This is a genomic window from Duganella paludis (assembly GCF_054461335.1).
In genome coordinates this window covers 3027794-3045172 of record NZ_CM136922.1, presented here as the reverse complement: position 1 = coordinate 3045172, position 17379 = coordinate 3027794, and the positions used below count along the sequence as shown (strand labels likewise).

Here is a 17379-nt window from a genome sequence, read left to right as displayed (position 1 = left end):
CAATAACTTACGTTGCGCTGATCTCCGCCAGCAAAGTCTCCACCAGCTTCGCCGCCGGCATGGGTCGCGCGCGCGCCACGCCGGTGCCGCACCAGAGCGACATCAGTTCGGTCTCGCCGCGCTTGGTCGCTTCCGCACGGATAAGCGAAGTTAAAGCATTTTGAACAGGATATAACGGCACTTGACGTTCGATAGACGCCATTTCCCGCATGAAGCGATTTTCCAGACCGCGTGCGTAGCGGCCTGAAAAAGCCCGTGTAAGTCGGGTGGGCTGTTCGCTGGCGTTCAGCAAGCGCTGCCTGTAGCCGACGGAAAGAGTAGCCTCGTCGTTCACCAGAAAAGCCGTGCCCATCTGCACCGCTTGGGCGCCACCATCCAGCGCCCGCTTGATATCGGCGCCATCCATGATGCCGCCGGCAGAAATGACAGGAATTTTGACGGCCGCAACAACGGTCTGCAGCAGTTCAAAAGTGCCCAATTTCGCGTCTTCTTGCGGACCAATGAACGTGCCGCGATGTCCGCCCGACTCCACGCCGGAAGCGATCACCGCATCGGCACCCCGGCTTTCCCAGGCCAGCGCTTCATCGACATGGGTAATCGTGCCGATCACAAAAATCCCGGCCTCATGCAAGCGCTGGATTTGCGCCGCGCTGAGTATGCCGAAGGTAAAACTCGCCACAGCGGGACGTAGTTCAATCAGCGTTTCAAACTGGGCGGAGAAATCTTCACACCACTTGGCCGGCGTCGGCAACTCGGTCCAGCCAAGGGATGACCAGAACGGTTTCAGCCATTGTTTGGCCTGCTCCACTTCTTCCGCAGACGGTGAAGGCGTGTCTTGAACAAAGAAATTCAGGCAAAAAGGACGGTCGGTCAGCGCCCGGATCTGGGCGGTTTGTACGCGGATCACGTCCGGCGATAGCAGCGAACAGGCCAGCGAACCAAGCGCGCCGGCATTGGAAACCGCCGCCACTTGGGCAGGCGTATTGAAGCCACCGGCCGTCGGCCCCTGGATGATTGGATGCGGAAAAACAGATGCTAACGTCATCGATTCCTCCCTCTTTACCCCTGTGGATAACCATATGGATATCCACAGGTGCCGAATGTGAGTAAACAAACGAATTTTTGGGAGGACTTTTTTATCCCAAAACAGTTCTTTGCTCATACAAGGTTTACGAGCCCGCTTATAAAGCTCGTAAACGCCTGATTTTAATCCAAAAGGTGCACTTATCCACAGAAAAGTGTCGATGTTAACAACTATCACTATTTTTATATCTACATCTTTAGAGTAAACCATAAACCCAAAAACCACAGGCATAAGTGCCTGAAAGCTCGTTCCTCGCAGAAACCCGATATACTTAATTGGCAAACAGACAGCCTCAGCTGGAGCCGTTTTGTCCTCCCAACCCAAAAAACCCCGGTCGCCTGCCTACCTGCGGTTTAGGCGACGTTTGATCACCGGCCTTTTTTTGATGGCCTCGCTAGCCATTGCTGTCGTCGTTAGCCAATTCCGTGCTTCCTATGTGGAACGCGAACTTTCCGTGCAATCCCAGACCGAGCATTACGTGAAAGCGATGGAAGCGCACGTGATCTACTCGATTCAATCGGTGGATTTGTCGCTGATCAGCTTTGCCAACGCCATCAAGGTTCTTCCTTCCAAGCAAACTTATTCGCCTGAAACCATTGCAGACCTGCTGTCTTCACGCGGTTCGAGTTTCAACAGCGATTACTGGATCACGTTTATCGATCCCAAAGGCAATGCAGTCGCTACTTCCACTGGTCGGACCATTGCGGGCACGCCGTATGCCGACCGCGATTACTTCAAAGGGCATATGGACGGCTCCCAAAAAAACAAACTCATCATTGGAGAACCGTCTGTCGGCAAAGTCAGCAAAAAAAAGCTGTTTTTCGTCAGTCGTCGGGTAGAAAGCGTGAAAGGTGAATTCCTCGGGGTGGTGGTCGCACCCTTGAGCGTCGATCGCTACGTCAACGTGTTTGAAAATTCGCGATTTAATTCGGACATCTCTATCACGCTGGTCCACGGCGGCGGCAAGATCATTGCCCGCGTACCAAATTTCGAGCAGGCATTTGCCAGGGATCTCGGTCCCACCGCCTTGTTCGACAACATACGGCGCAGCAATACCGGCACCTACAAAACCGTCAGCAGCATCGACGGATTGACGCGCGTTTTCAGCTACCGCGTGATTGATGGCTTGCCGCTGATCATGGTTGTCGGCAGCAATGACACCGAATCCACCCGGTTGCTGAAGCAAAACTCGCTGACGGCCGGCGCCGGACTAGCGATGTTGCTGCTGCTGATGCTGGGTGCTGGTCATTTTTCCCTCAAAACCTACTCTCGCCAGGAAGAACGCGAACAACGTTACCGCGCGCTGTACAGCGCCAGCAAGGAAATGGAAAGCCAGCTGCTGGCCAACGAAGAATCCTTGAAGCTGACCGCCCTGCTATTCCAGAATAGCGGCGAGAGCATGATGGTCACCGATGCAAACGGCAAAATCCTGACCATGAATGCAGCGTTTTCGCTGCTCAGCAACTACACGGAAAAAGAATTGGTAGGACATTACGCCTATGAACTGGCTTCCACGCGCAATACCCAGGAATTTTTCAACCGGATGTTCGCCTGCGTGGCCGATACCGGTTACTGGAAAGGGGAATTGTGGGCACGAAGCAAGGACGGCGAGGAATACCTGGTCTCCATGTTGGTCAACACCGTCTACGATGAACAGGGAGATCCCTTCCGTTACGTCGCTTTGCTCAGCGACATCACGCAAAAGAAAGCCTCGGAAGAATTGATCTGGCGCCAGGCCAACTTCGACGCCCTCACCGGTCTGCCGAACCGGCGCATGTTCAACGAGCATCTGCGCCTGGAGATGAAGAAAACCGATCGCTCGCACCTGCCAATGGCCCTGGTGTTTGTCGACCTGGACCACTTCAAGGAAATCAACGACACCTTGGGCCATGACAAAGGCGATGTGCTGCTCAAGGAAGTGGCAACCCGGCTATCGAGTTCGGTTCGCGGCACCGACATCGTGGCGCGCTTGGGTGGTGATGAGTTCACCGTCATCCTCAGCGAGCTGCGCAATGCCGGCGACGTGGTGCGCACCGCACAGGAAATACTCAAGAAAATGAACTCGCCCTTCCATCTGGGCGAGAACATTGCCCATATTTCGAGCAGCATCGGCATCACCTTGTACCCGGAAGACGGCTCGGATGCTGAAACGTTAATCAAAAACGCCGACCAGGCCATGTACGCGGCCAAACAGCAGGGGCGCAACCGCTTCAACTACTTTGCGCCGTTCATGCAGGAAGCCACCCGCGTGCGGATCACCCTGGTCAACGAATTGCGCGAAGCGGTGCAGCGCGACCAGTTGCGCATCATGTATCAGCCGATCATCAATCTTTCCAACGGCGCCATCGTCAAGGCGGAAGCATTGGTGCGCTGGCAGCACCCGGTCCGTGGATTGCTGAATCCGGCCGAATTCATCAGCGTGGCGGAAAGCAGCGGCATGATTATCGGTATCGGCGACTGGGTATTCCGCCAGGCAGCCCGTGAAGTGCAGAAACTCCAGGCCCTGAGTTCACCCAATTTCCAGGTCAGCGTCAACAAATCCGCCTGGCAGTTCCGTGACGACGGCAGCAACTACCAGGAATGGCTGAGTTTTCTGCAGGAACTCAAGCTCAATCCCCACAGCATCGTCATCGAAGTGACGGAAAGCCTGCTCCTGGAGACGGCGAACGCCAATTCCGATCGCGTATTGGCGTTCCAACATGCCCATATGCAGCTTTCTCTGGACGATTTCGGCTCCGGCCAATGCTCGATCGCTTTTTTAAAGCGCTTCGGCATCGACTACATCAAGATCGATCCGGCTTTTGTGGCACTCAACGGGGACGGATTGCTGATTTGTGAGGCAATTATCGCCATGGCGCACAAATTGGGGATCAAAGTTATCGCGGAAGGGATAGAAACGCCGCAACAACTGGCAGCACTGACGGCCGCCGGATGTGATTTTGGACAGGGATATCTGTTCTCCAAGCCTATTTTGGCCGAAGAATTGGAGAAACAACTACAAAAACAGTGCTCGCCTGTGAATAACCTACTGGATATCCACAGGACGACTTGTGACTAAGCAAGCCTTTTGACCACAGGCCAGTATTTTATCCAAAAACTGTTCCTGAACTGATACAAGCTTTATGCAGCACGTTGTTTACGTCGTAAACAGATGATTTGTAAACGTATACACGACTTATCCACAGCAAAGTGCTCGTTTACTATTACCACTATTTTTATATAAACCTTTTGTAAACAACTAAAACCACAACAGCAAAGAAGCTCCGGACGGAATAGGAGCCCTGTTCGCCATCTGAAAGCCCTCCAGCCCGTAAGAAACGCCTTAAAATTCACTTTTTTTCGCTACGCGCTGTGGAAAACGCTGCTGATCTCCACAAGCGACTACTCAAAATTGAAGGAAAAGCATGCGTTTAGGCATCATTAGCGCGTTGGCTGAAGAACAGCATGGGCTGATAGAAGCCCTTGAGAGCCCCTCCAGCACGATTTATGGCATGAGGCAGTACACGACCGGGAAACTCTGGGAAATCGACGCTGTGTGCGTTCTGTCGCGTATAGGCAAGGTTGCTGCAGCGATGACAGCTGCGATTCTTGTGGAAAAGTACGGAGTTACCCACATCGTCTTCACCGGCGTTGCTGGAAGCGGGGATAAAAACGTCAAAGTCGGCGATATCGTGGTGGCTGATACGCTGATCCAGCATGATTTCGATGCCAGTCCGCTGTTTCCGAAGTTTGAAATTCCGCTGACCGGGCTTTCAAGCTTCGCCACGGATGTCGATTTGACCGAAAGATTGGCTGGCGCTGCCGGGCAAGTCACACGTGTACATCGCGGTTTGATTGCCAGCGGTGATCAATTTATAGGCAAATTGACGCAAATTCATGCCTTGAAGACCGCTTTGCCTGATTTATTGGCAGTGGAAATGGAAGGCGCAGCGGTGGCGCAAGTGTGTTTTGAGCTTGGCATTCCGTTCGCGGTGATCAGGACCATCTCGGACAACGCCAACGACGAAGCCGCCGTGGATTTCATGCATTTCATCAAAACCGTCGCCTCGCGCTACGCTTTCGACGTCATTCGCAACTTCTGCAAGGCGTAAAAAAAGCCGGGACCAGCCCGGCTTTGAAGGACAACAGGTTCTTTTTACGAGGCTTGCAGCGTCATCAGGCTGGCGTTGCCGCCCGCTGCCGTCGTATTCACGCACAGAGCGCGCTCAGCAAGCAAACGCCACAGGGGGATGGCATTGTCCTCATTGGTCGTGATTAAACCCACCAGAGCGCCGCTACGGGCCGCCATGGGGCCGTGCAGTTGCGCTGCCAGCATCGATTCCACCAGCGCGATCTGGAATTCGCTGGTTTCGAGGCTGGAAACGGTCCGGATGTGCTCTTTCACCGTCGCAGGTAGGTCGGCCGGCAGCAGCTTGGCCGTTTCAGCCGTGACCAAGGCGGTATTGCCGGTCGCCAGCGTTGCCGCCAGCTGGTTCAGCAAGCCGCCCAGGGTGCCCGCCGCGCAAGCCACCGCGCCACGGGATACCAGCGCCAGCGTATTGCGCTCGCCGGTAGGGCCTGGCAGCGTGGTCGAGCTGCCCAGCAGGGTGGAACGGCCATATTGCTCAGCCAGGCTGGCGATGCGCTCGTGGCCCTGCATTTTCGACCAGACCGCCAGTGCATCCAGCCCAGGCGTGGCCTGGCGATCAGCTGCAGCCGCCGTGATGGCGCCGCGTTGCAGGCGTTTCAGGTACAGCGGACCGCCGGCTTTCGGACCGGTGCCGGATTTGCCTTCGCCGCCGAACGGCTGCACGCCCACCACTGCGCCGACGATGTTGCGGTTGACGTAGATATTGCCCACATGCGCGCTGGTGCTGATGTAGTCGATCGTTTCATCGATGCGCGAATGCACGCCCAGGGTCAGGCCGAAGCCGCTGGCATTGATTTGCTCGATCACTTTCGGCAAATCGGCGCGCTTGTAGCGGATCACGTGCATCACCGGGCCGAAAACTTCCTGGGCCAGCTCGGCCAGCGAGCGGATTTCCAGCACGGTCGGCGGCACGAAGGTGCCGGCGCCGGCGGTATTGGCCGGCAGGTCCAGCGAGAAGTAGTCCACCGCCGTGCTTTTCAGCTTGTTGATGTGCGCCAGCAGGTTTTGCTGCGCTTCCGCATCGATCACCGGGCCGATATCGGTCACCAGGCGGTCCGGCGTGCCGACGTTCAGCTCCAGCATCGCGCCCTTGAGCATTTTGATGGTCTTGTCGGCGATGTCTTCCTGCAGGAACAACACGCGCAATGCCGAGCAACGCTGGCCGGCGCTGTCGAAGGCCGAGGAAATCGCATCCTGCACCACCTGCTCCGGCAGAGCCGAGGAATCGACGATCATGGCGTTCTGGCCGCCGGTTTCGGCGATCAGCGGGATGTCGGCGTTTTCCGCCACGGCGCGCTTGGCCAGGGTGCGGTTGATCAGCTGCGCCACTTCGGTCGAGCCGGTGAAGATCACGCCTTTGACGCGGCTGTCGGCTGTCAGCGCGGCGCCCACCACTTCGCCACGGCCCGGCAGGAATTGCAGCGCGGCGCGCGGAACGCCCGCTTCATGCAGCAGCTCCACCGCACGGTGCGCGATCAGCGGCGTTTGCTCGGCTGGTTTCGCCAGCACCACATTGCCTGCGGCCAGCGATGCCGCCACCTGACCGGTGAAGATCGCCAGCGGGAAGTTCCACGGGCTGATGCAGGTTACAGGGCCCAGCGCCAAGGTATTGGCAGCGCCGCTCACTTCCGCCGCGTAGTAGCGCAGGAAGTCGACCGCTTCGCGCAGTTCGGCGATGGCGTTCGGCAGCGATTTGCCCGCTTCGCGGATCGCCAGCGTCATCAGTTCCATGGCGTTGGCTTCGAACAGGTCGGCCGCCTTGAACAGTGCGGCGGCGCGCACCGTTGGTTCGGTGGTCTGCCAGTCCATGGCATATGTGCTGGCGCTGGTCAGCGCGGTTTCAACATCGGCGGCGGTGGCTTCCACCAGTTGGCCGACGATGTCGCTGCGTTGTGCCGGGTTGGTGACGTTCTGCACCGGCTGGCCGACGCTGATTTCACCGGCCAGCAGCGGTCCGGCGTGCCAGCTGCGCGGCGTCGCCAGCGCGGCGGCGATGTCGCGCAGCACGTTTTCATTGGCCAGGTCGAAACCTGCCGAGTTTTTACGCTCGGCACCGAACATCTCCAGCGGCAGCGCGATGCCCGGATGCGGCAAGCCGCCCTGCTCGCGGGCGCTTTGCACCGGATCTTTCAGCAGCGAGTCGATCGGGATCGATTCGTCGACGATCTGGTTCACGAACGACGAGTTGGCGCCGTTTTCCAGCAGGCGGCGCACCAGGTAGGCCAGCAGCGTTTCATGGGTGCCGACCGGCGCGTAGATGCGGCAAGCCTTGTCCAGGTTGTCCTTGCCCACCACCTGGTCGTACAGCGATTCGCCCATGCCGTGCAGGCACTGGAATTCGTAGTCGGTCACGCCGTCGCGCTTGGCCCAGGTGTAGATGGTCGACAAGGTTTGCGCGTTGTGGGTGGCGAACTGCGGGTAGATCACGTCCGTGGCGGCCAGCAGTTTCTGCGCGCACAGCAGGTAGGAGACGTCGGTGTAAACCTTACGGGTGTAGACCGGGTAACCGCTCATGCCGTCCACCTGGGCGCGCTTGATTTCCGCATCCCAGTAAGCGCCTTTGACCAGGCGCACCATGAACTTGCGGCCGCTGCGCTTGGCCAGGTCGATCAGGTAGTCGATCACGAACGGGCAGCGTTTCTGATAACCCTGCACCACGAAACCGATGCCTTCGAAACCGGCCAGCGCCGGGTCGGCCGCCAGCGCTTCCATCAGGTCCAGCGACAGTTCCAGGCGGTCGGCCTCTTCCGCATCGATGTTCAGGCCGATGTTGTAGTGCTTGGCCAGCAGCACCAGTTCACGCACGCGCGGCAACAGTTCTTCCATCACGCGGGCGCGCTGGGCGCGGCTGTAGCGCGGGTGCAGCGCCGACAGTTTCACCGAAATGCCGGGGCCGTTGCGGATGCCGCGACCATTCGAGGCCTTGCCGATCGCGTGGATCGCGGTTTCGTAGGAAGCGTAGTAATTCTTGGCGTCGGCTTCGGTCAGCGCGGCTTCGCCCAGCATGTCGTAGGAATAGCGGTAGCCGCGCGCCTCGTTGGCCTGGCCGTTCTTGATCGCTTCGTCGATGGTCTGGCCGGTGACGAACTGGTTGCCCAGCATGCGCATCGCCAGGTCCACGCCCTTGCGGATCAGCGGCTCGCCGCCCTTGGAAATCAGCTTGGTCAGGGCCGAACCGAGGCCGTTTTCGCTGTTGGTGGACACCAGCTTGCCGGTGATCAGCAGACCCCAGGTGGCGGCGTTGACGAACAGCGACGGCGATTCGCCCAAGTGCTTGCGCCAGTCGCCTTTGCTGATTTTGTCGGCAATCAGGCGGTCGGCGGTGGCGTTGTCGGGAATACGCAACAGTGCTTCGGCCAGGCACATCAGCGCCACACCCTCGTCCGAGGACAGCGAAAACTCATGCATCAGCGCATCCACGCCGGACGCGCGGGTGCGCTCCACGCGCACCGAACTGACCAGTTTATGGGCCAGTTGCTGGGCTTGCTGGATGCTGGCGGCGTCATGGTTTTTCAGCTCGTCGAGTAGCCACTGAACGGCGCTGACTTCGTCCTTGCGATAGGCCGCAGTGACTGCTGCGCGCAGGGGAATCGGGTCGCGCAGTACTTCAGCCTGCAGGGCTGCGAATGGAGTGAAACCGGTGGTGCTTGCTGCTTGCATGGGGAACTCTCAGAAAGAAATTTGTCGAGCCGGTCCACGTACAAAAACACGCCCGTCCGGCGGCGCCGGCGAGCGTGAATCGGGGTGAACTGCTAATGATTCGATTGTAGTGGGATTTCTTCCGGATTAATTCTGATATTACGAGGGACTAGCAATAGATTGTTTTTAGTGAGACAATTTAACCAAATAATATTTATTTGGGAGTTCCCGGAAATGTTAGACAAGATCAGCAAAAAAATCTTGATGGAATTGCAGAGCGATGGCCGTATCTCCAATGTGGAGCTGGCCGCGCGGGTGAACCTGTCGCCCGCCGCTTGCCTGGAACGTGTGCGCAAACTGCACGAATCCGGGTACATCATGGGTTACACGGCGCAACTGAATCCGCAGTTGCTCGACGTGTCCCTGCTCGTCTTTATCGAAGTAGTGCTTGATCGCACCACGCCGGAAGTATTCGACGCCTTCAAGCACAGCGTGCAGGTGATCCCGGAAGTGCTGGAATGCCATATGGTTGCCGGCGGCTTCGACTATCTGGTCAAAGCGCGCGTCAAGGACATGGCAGCCTATCGCGAATTCCTCGGTAAAACCCTGCTGCAGAAAGGCGTGCGCGAGACGCACACCTACGCCGTCATGGAAGAAGTGAAGAATACCACCAAGTTACCGATAAAATAGTACCAAAGAAATAAATTAGCGGCCGTTAGAGGCGCCTGTTGTTAAAACGGGGGACAGATGAAGCTTTTGCAGCATAAGTTGGTGCAACGTGGATTGTGGATTTTGGGGGCGACGGCAGGCGGTACTTGTCTCGCTTATTTGTCTAATCTGTTGGGCGCCGGGGCTGTTACGGCCGCGATTCCGGCCGCGCTCGGCGGCGCAGCCGTGGCCTGGTGGGCCGCTGGCCGCGACCGCGACGAAGGCGGCGTGCGCCACTTTGCCCACACCGTGGGCGAGGAAATCGACGCCATCATGATCGGCGCGGCGGAAACCTCCTACTTCGTCGATTCGGTGAAGAAGAAGATCGAACTGGACGTCACCACGGCCGGCAACATCGTCCAGAGCTCCAGCCAGAACGCCGATACCACCGAACGCATCGCCGACAACGCCGAGCGCGCCGCCAAAATCGCCGCCCAGGTGCGCGGCGAAACCGTGGCCGGCCGCACCGAGGCCGACAGCGGCCTGCAGCGCATCCGCACCGCGCGCGAAGAAGCGCAAACGGCCGCCGCCGTGATGACGGCGCTGCAAGTCAATTCCCGCAAAATCTATGGCTTCACTGAGGCCATCAGCGAAATCTCCGCGCGCACCAACCTGCTGGCGCTGAACGCCGCCATCGAGGCCGCGCGCGCCGGCGAACAAGGTCGCGGCTTTGCCGTGGTCGCCAGCGAAGTGCGCCAGCTGGCGCTGCGCACCAAGGAAGCCACCGACGAAATCAGCACCATGGTGCGCGAGATTAACCAGCAGGCGGAAAAGGCCGCCAACGGCATGACGTCGCTGGCAATCAAGGTCAGCGAAGCGGCCGGCAATGTGGAGACCGTGCACGGGCTGCTCGGCAATATCGAGCGTTCGTCGGGCGTGTCGGAAGAGCAGATCGGCGAAATCGCCCGCGCCTCGCGCGAGCACGTCGCCACCACCGGCGACATCGCCCAGGCCATCGCCAGCATCCGCGACAGCTTGTTATCTACAGAGAAGGAATTGCCGCGCGCGGCCAAGTCGGCCATGGCCTTGGCGGAACGGGCCGAGGTCATCACCGGCGCGCTGGGCGAATCGGATATCGAAACCTCGCACGATGAAATCCGCGAAGCGGCGCAGCGCGCGGCGGCGGAAGTGGGCAAGATGTTTGAACAGGCTATCGCCTCGGGCAAGATTTCAAACGATGGCCTGTGGGACCGCAAGTACGTGCCGATCCCGAACACCGATCCGCCCAAGCACAAGACCAAGTTCGACGATTTCACGGACCGCGTGCTGCCGGTGTTGCAGGAAGGTTTGCTGCAAGCCCTGCCGCAGCTGGCTTACGCCGGCGCTGTGGATAACAATGGCTATTTCCCCACCCACAACAAGAAGTTTTCCCAGCCGCTGACCGGGAACTACGACGTCGATATCGTCAACAACCGCACCAAGCGGATTTTCAGCGACCGCACCGGCAAGCGCTGCGGCTCGAACACCAAGCCCTTCCTGCTGCAGACCTACAAGCGCGATACCGGCGAGGTGATGCACGACTTGTCGGCGCCGATTTATGTGAACGGCAAGCACTGGGGCGGTTTCCGCATCGGCTACCGCTCCAGCAGCAAGCACTGATTAGCGTGAGGAAGCCGGCGGGGTCGGCGGATTGGCCACCCTGCTCTGGGTCACGCTGTTCATTTTTTCCAGATGCATGCGCAGCCACTTGTGGGCCGGGCTGCGCGCATCGCGCTCGTGCCACAGCATGTCCAGGTGGACCGCCGGCAATTGGAACGGCAATTCCTTGTGGATCAGCGCATCGGTCATGCCGGTGGCCGCGATCAGGTGGCGCGGCAGCACGGTGATCAGGTCCGAGTTGGCCACCACGCGGCCGGCCGTGAAGAACTGGTTCACCGTCAGTAGAATGCGGCGCTCGCGTTGCAGCTGGGCCAGCGCTTCGTCGACCAGGCCGTGCGCGCGGCCCGAGAAACTCACCAGCAGGTGGTTGGCCTCGCAGTAATTTTCCAGGTTCAGCTCGACCTTGGACAGCGGATGGTCACGCCGCATCACGCACACATACTTACCCGAATACAAGCGCTCATGGCGGATCGGCGAGCCGGTCTCATACGACAGCTGCGCCGCCACGCCGGGGAAGAAACCCACCGCCAAGTCGATATCGCCGCGCAGCAGCATGGGACGCGGCTCGCGCGTGGTCAGCGGCACCATGCGCACGTTCACGCCCGGCGCCTCGCTCTCGATCGAGCGCATCAGCGACGGTAGCCACATGGCGGCGGTGGCATCGGCCATGGCCATGCGGAAGGTGGCGTGGGCGGCCGAGACGTCGAAGGTTTCCGGAGCCACCGCCGCTTCCAGGCTGGCCAGCGCGCTGCGCACGGACGGCCACAGCGATTCCGCGCGCGGGGTCGGCTTGACGCCGTAGGCGGTGCGGATCAGCAACTCGTCGCCCAGGCTCTCGCGCAGCCGCTTGATGGCGTTGGAAACGGCAGGCTGGGTCATGGCCAGGTGGCCGGCGGCTCGTGTCAGATTTTGCTCTGTCATCACGGCGTCGAAAACGCGCAGCAAGTTCAGGTCCAGCGTCAGGAAGCTCATGGTGGCTCGGGAGAGTTAGAGTAGGTGTTGAAGTAATAACGATAGCACAGTCCATTCACCAAACGCATAATTGTTATGGGAGAAGTAAATTGGATACTTATGTTGCGCCGCACTATAGTTACGTCAGATTCTAAGGCTACCGTCTGACCATGTCCATCATCATTTCCGCAGTACAAGATTTTTCATTGCTCGCCGCGATTAAGCTGGCTTTGCTTATCGCCGTCGGCGGTGGCTTGCTGGTGCTGTTCCAGCCGCTGCTGCGCGGCTGTGCGCGCGCCGCCGTGCTGGTGGTAAAGCCGAAATTGAGCAAAGAGGAACGTCTGCAGCGTCGCCAGATGCGCGACGCCGTGCTGCTCAAGCGTATGCTCAACCGCAGCGATTGCGACCCGAGCCACGCCGCCGACCTGCGCGCCATGGCTTCGCGTGCCTGAACATCAGGCGCGGTAACTCCTACCGCGCCGCAGCATTACTTCTCGCCGAGCAAAGCCGTTTTCAGGGAACCATCCACCGGCTTATCACCCAGCCAGATACGCAGCACCGCGTTGTAGAACGCCTGGTCCGGCATCAAATCCCCCAGTTTCTTCCCATTCAGATAGCACTGCGTGCCCTCATTCGGGGTCCAGTCCAGCGACAGCTGGTCGCCCTTTTTCAGCGCCGGCGTCTGCGCGAACACTTCACCGAACTTCATGATTTGCGGCAGGATCTTGTTGCGCTCTTCCTTGCTGGTATTGGCGTTCAGGCCTTCCATGAAGGCCTTGCCGAAGTCATCCGATGGCACATCGCGCAGCATGGTGATGGCCACGCGGCGCGGACCCGGCACCGCCAGCACGTCCGGCACGGTGGTTTTCTTCTCGCTCAGGTAGAGACCGGCGGCGTAGACCTTGAAAATCATCTTGGTGCGCACGCCGGCGCCGTTCAGCTTGAGCTGCTGCCCGGCCACGGTGATGCTGTCGTCGTATTTGACGCCGGCCACGTCGACGGCGGCGAACGCGGGCATGACGGGCAGGGCCGCCAGCATGGCGGCGGCCAACAGGGTACGCAGGATGGTTCTACGATTCATGGAAAGTCTCCGGTGTGGTTGTCATTGGACTATACCACCGTGGAGACGCGGCGGCGCAGAAGGCCGCACGGTCATGCTTTTTATTGCGATCAGGCCTTGGTGGCCTGCAACAGGTTGAACTTGGCGAACAGCTGGTCTTTGGTTTCGCGCACTTCCGGATTGAACGGAATGCAGCTGACCGGGCACACTTGCTGGCACTGCGGCTCGTCGAAGTGGCCGACGCATTCGGTGCATTTGTCCGGATTGATTTCGTAAATTTCCGCGCCCATGTAGATCGCATCGTTCGGGCACTCGGGCTCGCATACGTCGCAATTGATACAGTCGTCGGTAATCATTAAGGCCATGATAGAACTCGCTTATTCGGTCCGGGTGGCGGCAATTTTCTTCTGCAGCCAACGGTCAACCGATGGGAACACAAACTTGGACACATCCCCGCCCAGCATGGCGATTTCGCGCACGATGGTGCCGGAGATGAATTGATACTGGTCGGACGGCGTCAGGAACATGGTCTCGACGTCCGGCAGCAGGTAGCGGTTCATGCCCGCCATTTGGAACTCGTATTCGAAGTCGGACACGGCGCGCAGGCCGCGCACGATGACGCGGGCGTCGTTGGCGCGCACAAAATCCTTCAGCAGCCCGGAAAAACTCTCGACCCGCACATTGGGATAATGGCCCAGCACTTCATTGGCAATTTCCAGGCGTTCATCCAGCGAAAAGAAAGGCTTTTTGTTCTTGCTGTCGGCCACACCGACCACCAGCGTGTCGAACAGGCCCGATGCGCGACGCACCAGATCTTCATGACCGCGCGTGAGCGGATCGAAGGTTCCCGGATAAACAGCTACTACCATTGCGGCTCCCTGCAGTGCACCAATATAGAACGCGCATTATGCCTGAAAAACGTCTGTTGCCTTAAAGTTGCCTTAATTTGGAGCAGTTTTAGCAGCAAATACGGTTCGTCAGGCGGTGTATTTTAGTAAATGATAGAACACCATCCCGGCTTTGTCAGCCCGGACCACTTCCCAGCCGGCCATCCATTCCGGCGCTTCGCCGTCGGCGAACTCCAGCGCCATGCCGGACTCGGCGTACACCAAGCCGCCGGCGCTCAACAGTTGTGCGCACAGCGGCAGCGCGCGTTCCAGCAAGCCCTGCTGGTATGGCGGATCGAGGAAGATCAGGTCGAACTGCTGGCCGCGTGCGGCCGCCGATTGCGCGGTGGCCAGCGCGTCGCCGCGCGTCAGCTGCACGTTGTCGGCTTTGAGCTTGGTCTTGATCTCGTCCAGCTGGCGGATCACCTGGGTGTTGGAATCGATCATGATGACCGACTGCGCGCCACGGCTGGCCGCTTCAAAGCCCAGCGCGCCGCTGCCGGCAAACAGGTCGAGCACGCGAGCGTTGGCCCAGTTGGCGTCGCGCTGGTGGTTGATCCAGTTAAACACGGTCTCGCGCACGCGGTCCGGCGTCGGCCGCAAGCCGAGCGCGCTGAGCACCGGCAGCGGCGTGCGTTTCCACTGGCCGCCGATGATGCGCACCTGGTTGGCGTGCTGGGGTCCGTGGATCGGGACTTTGGCGGGTTTGGCAGGTTTGCTGAGCGGCTTCTTCGGCATGTGGCTGTGTTCTAAGTCATTGATTCAACAGGCCATCATACCACAGCGGCGCCTGCCGCCAGGCTAGCGCGGGGCCGCCGCCAGGTTGTTGAAGTCCTCGATCCAGCCTTGCATGCGCTTCTGCGCGTGGGCTTTCTGGGCCGGCGTGGCGGTCTGGATCACGGTCAATATCAGCTGGATATTCGCCGTTTCAGCAGCGTCGAAAAAGGCCTTGCGCTCGGAATGCTCCAGGCGGTCGAAGCTGTCCTTGATCAGCTTGTGCAGCAACGCCATGGTGGCGTCCTTGCTCAGTTTCTCCTGCTGAATCTTGCGCACGGCGACCAGGATATTGTTCTGGCGGCGCTGGCGCTCCTCCAGCCAGATCGTATTGTCCAGCGGCCGGGAGTCCGACGCTTTGCGGATCACGGCTTCCTGCTCCGGCGTGAAATTGCCGAACCACAGCTCAAACTGTTCCATCGATTTCTTGTAGCGGAACTTTTGCTGCGCTTCGCGATCGCCCTTCATATTCTTCTTGCGGAACTCGGCGTTGTTGGATGCGAACTTGCGTTCCAAGGTGGCGATCTGGTCCGGCTGCAGTGAACGAGCCAGGTCGGCCAATTCGGGCAGCGCTTTAAAGAGCAGCAGCTGGGTGCGGTTTTTGATCTCGTCGAAATCGTTTTGCAGATCGGCCTGACTCGGCCCGCCGGCCAGCTGGCGTTGCGCGTTCTGCAGGATCTGCACGTAATCGCGCAGCTGGGTCTTGCGGTGCCAGTGGAACAGCTCGTCGATATCCTCCTTGACGGCGCCTTTTTGATCGCTGGTCAGGTCGATGTAGCCGTCTATCCACCAGTACAGCAGGGTGTCGCCGTTGTTATAGGCCAGGCGCAGGGAACTGCAGCCCGCCAGCAAGGCAAATAGGGCAATTAGAAACAGGGTGTGCAGCGATCTGCGGCCCGAGTTCGGCATGTTAGACTTTGACATTTATACACTCTTTATCTGGCACCTCTATGAACGTCGTTATCCTCGCCGCCGGCATGGGCAAACGCATGCAATCCGCGCTGCCTAAAGTTTTGCATCCTTTGGCGGGCAAGCCATTGTTACAACATGTGCTGGACACGGCGCGTAGCCTGTCCGCCGGTCGATTATGCGTGATTTACGGACATGGCGGCGCAGCCGTGCAAGCCCTGCTGTCGAAGCAGCCGGTTGCGGTCGCCACGGCGCTGCAGGAACAGCAACTCGGCACTGGCCACGCCGTCATGCAGGCGCTGCCGGAACTGGACGACAGCGTCCCTACCCTGATCCTGTACGGCGACGTGCCGCTGACCACCGCCGCCTCGCTGCAGGCGCTGATCGACGCCGCCGGCGGCGACAAGCTGGGCATCCTGACCGTGATCCAGGATGATCCGACCGGCCTGGGCCGCATCGTCCGCGAGGGCGGGGAAATCAAGCGCATCGTCGAGCAAAAAGACGCCAACGAGGCCGAACGCGCGATCAAGGAAATCAACAGCGGCATCCTGGTGGTGCCGACCGTCAAGCTCAAGCAATGGCTGGGCGCGATCAAGAACGACAACGCGCAGGGCGAGTACTACCTGACCGATATCGTCGCCCTGGCCGTGGCGGATGGCGTGCCGGTGGTGTCGGCCCAGCCTTCGGCCGAGTGGGAAGTGGCCGGCGTCAACAGCAAGGTGCAGCTGGCCGAGCTGGAACGTATTCACCAGCGCAACATCGCCAACCAGTTGCTGGAACGCGGTGTCACCTTGATGGATCCATCGCGCATCGACGTCCGTGGCGAGCTGATCTGCGGACGTGACGTCACCATCGACGTTGGTTGCGTGTTCGAAGGCAAGGTCGAACTCGGCGACGGCGTGCATATCGCCGCCCACAACGTGATCATCAACGCCCGCATCCTCGCCGGCGCACAGATCAAGCCGTTTTGCCATATCGAAGAAGCGGTGGTTGGCGAAGTCTCGCTGATCGGCCCTTACGCGCGTTTGCGTCCAGGCACGGTGCTGGCCGAGGATGTTCATGTGGGTAACTTCGTGGAAATCAAAAACGGCCAGGTCGCCGCGCACAGCAAGGCCAACCACCTGGCCTACATCGGTGACGCCACCATCGGTTCGCGCGTCAACGTCGGCGCCGGCGTCATCACCTGCAACTACGATGGCGCCAACAAGTTCCGCACCGTCATCGAAGACGACGCCTTCATCGGCAGCGACAGCCAGCTGGTGGCCCCGGTCACCGTCGGCAAGGGCGCGACCATCGGCGCCGGCACCACCCTCACCAAGGATGCGCCGGCCGGCAAGCTGACGGTGTCGCGTCCGCGCCAGGTCACCATTGAAAACTGGACCCGTCCGGTGAAGGTCAAGAAGTAAGCGGATTTGTTTCCATCAGTATGGCGCCTTCGGGCGCCATTTTTTTTGTGGATAAACATGTGTGGAAGTCGTGGGCAAGCACGGGATAAGCAAGTTGTTCAGCGATGAAATAGCTGTAGCCATATCAAGTCGCGTCATGTCGCCTTCATTTTCGGCAAATGTGTATAACTTTGTGGGTAAGTTATTGTGTAAGTGCTGGATAACGCTGAATAAGTGGCGGATAACTTATTCAG

At 59.2% G+C, this 17379-nt stretch carries 14 protein-coding genes; 6 read left to right on the top strand and 8 right to left on the bottom strand.

The features are described from left to right. Positions 1 to 7 precede the first annotated feature (7 nt). Positions 8 to 1162: an NAD(P)H-dependent flavin oxidoreductase gene (locus tag ACXZ1M_RS13605; RefSeq protein ID WP_459053670.1), complete on the bottom strand. Its 1155-nt coding sequence runs from the start codon at positions 1160 to 1162 to the stop codon at positions 8 to 10. A 286-nt stretch (positions 1163 to 1448) separates the two neighbouring features. Between ACXZ1M_RS13605 and ACXZ1M_RS13600 the strand changes: the two genes are divergently transcribed. Together ACXZ1M_RS13600 and ACXZ1M_RS13595 are read left to right on the top strand one after the other, a co-directional pair. Beyond that, positions 1449 to 4142 carry a bifunctional diguanylate cyclase/phosphodiesterase gene (locus ACXZ1M_RS13600; protein WP_459053669.1) on the top strand — a complete coding sequence of 898 codons (2694 nt, stop codon included), beginning with the start codon at positions 1449 to 1451 and terminating at the stop codon, positions 4140 to 4142. A 346-nt stretch (positions 4143 to 4488) separates the two neighbouring features. Next, the gene (locus tag ACXZ1M_RS13595; RefSeq protein WP_459053668.1) at positions 4489 to 5175 is read left to right on the top strand and encodes a 5'-methylthioadenosine/adenosylhomocysteine nucleosidase; all 687 of its coding nucleotides are present in this window, start codon (positions 4489 to 4491) and stop codon (positions 5173 to 5175) included. Between the two features lie 44 nt (positions 5176 to 5219). Here ACXZ1M_RS13595 and putA read toward each other — a convergent pair whose 3' ends face one another. Then, the gene (putA, locus tag ACXZ1M_RS13590) at positions 5220 to 8873 is read right to left on the bottom strand and encodes a trifunctional transcriptional regulator/proline dehydrogenase/L-glutamate gamma-semialdehyde dehydrogenase (protein WP_459053667.1); all 3654 of its coding nucleotides are present in this window, start codon (positions 8871 to 8873) and stop codon (positions 5220 to 5222) included. 213 nt (positions 8874 to 9086) lie between these two features. Between putA and ACXZ1M_RS13585 the strand changes: the two genes are divergently transcribed. Together ACXZ1M_RS13585 and ACXZ1M_RS13580 are read left to right on the top strand one after the other, a co-directional pair. Continuing rightward, the gene (locus ACXZ1M_RS13585; RefSeq protein WP_008443393.1) at positions 9087 to 9542 is read left to right on the top strand and encodes an Lrp/AsnC ligand binding domain-containing protein; all 456 of its coding nucleotides are present in this window, start codon (positions 9087 to 9089) and stop codon (positions 9540 to 9542) included. 57 nt (positions 9543 to 9599) lie between these two features. Beyond that, entirely contained in the window at positions 9600 to 11159 is a 1560-nt protein-coding gene (locus ACXZ1M_RS13580) for a methyl-accepting chemotaxis protein (RefSeq protein ID WP_459053666.1), read from the top strand. Here the strand turns inward: ACXZ1M_RS13580 and ACXZ1M_RS13575 are convergent, their stop codons facing one another. Then, positions 11160 to 12131, bottom strand: a complete 972-nt coding sequence (locus ACXZ1M_RS13575; protein WP_459053665.1) for a LysR family transcriptional regulator — start codon at positions 12129 to 12131, stop codon at positions 11160 to 11162. Between the two features lie 185 nt (positions 12132 to 12316). Here ACXZ1M_RS13575 and ACXZ1M_RS13570 point away from each other — a divergent pair, with 185 nt between their 5' ends. Beyond that, a complete protein-coding gene (locus tag ACXZ1M_RS13570; RefSeq protein ID WP_459053664.1) occupies positions 12317 to 12562 on the top strand; it encodes a hypothetical protein in 246 nt (81 codons plus the stop codon). A gap of 35 nt (positions 12563 to 12597) precedes the next feature. On the opposite strand, the gene ACXZ1M_RS13565 is transcribed toward ACXZ1M_RS13570, so the two are convergent. The 5 genes from ACXZ1M_RS13565 to ACXZ1M_RS13545 all read right to left on the bottom strand — a co-directional run bounded on the left by ACXZ1M_RS13565 (position 12598) and on the right by ACXZ1M_RS13545 (position 15755). Continuing rightward, positions 12598 to 13191 (bottom strand): chalcone isomerase family protein, encoded by a 594-nt coding sequence (locus tag ACXZ1M_RS13565; protein WP_459053663.1) that lies wholly within the window; start codon positions 13189 to 13191, stop codon positions 12598 to 12600. Between the two features lie 89 nt (positions 13192 to 13280). Continuing rightward, a complete protein-coding gene (locus tag ACXZ1M_RS13560; RefSeq protein ID WP_459053662.1) occupies positions 13281 to 13535 on the bottom strand; it encodes a YfhL family 4Fe-4S dicluster ferredoxin in 255 nt (84 codons plus the stop codon). A 12-nt stretch (positions 13536 to 13547) separates the two neighbouring features. Continuing rightward, the gene (coaD, locus tag ACXZ1M_RS13555) at positions 13548 to 14039 is read right to left on the bottom strand and encodes a pantetheine-phosphate adenylyltransferase (protein ID WP_373989778.1); all 492 of its coding nucleotides are present in this window, start codon (positions 14037 to 14039) and stop codon (positions 13548 to 13550) included. Between the two features lie 108 nt (positions 14040 to 14147). Further along, positions 14148 to 14795 carry a 16S rRNA (guanine(966)-N(2))-methyltransferase RsmD gene (gene rsmD / locus ACXZ1M_RS13550; protein WP_459053661.1) on the bottom strand — a complete coding sequence of 216 codons (648 nt, stop codon included), beginning with the start codon at positions 14793 to 14795 and terminating at the stop codon, positions 14148 to 14150. A 63-nt stretch (positions 14796 to 14858) separates the two neighbouring features. Continuing rightward, a complete protein-coding gene (locus ACXZ1M_RS13545) occupies positions 14859 to 15755 on the bottom strand; it encodes a DUF6279 family lipoprotein (protein ID WP_459053660.1) in 897 nt (298 codons plus the stop codon). A 26-nt stretch (positions 15756 to 15781) separates the two neighbouring features. Here ACXZ1M_RS13545 and glmU point away from each other — a divergent pair, with 26 nt between their 5' ends. Next, complete coding sequence (gene glmU, locus ACXZ1M_RS13540; RefSeq protein WP_459053659.1) at positions 15782 to 17146, top strand: bifunctional UDP-N-acetylglucosamine diphosphorylase/glucosamine-1-phosphate N-acetyltransferase GlmU; 1365 nt, start codon at positions 15782 to 15784, stop codon at positions 17144 to 17146. Positions 17147 to 17379: the final 233 nt, after the last annotated feature.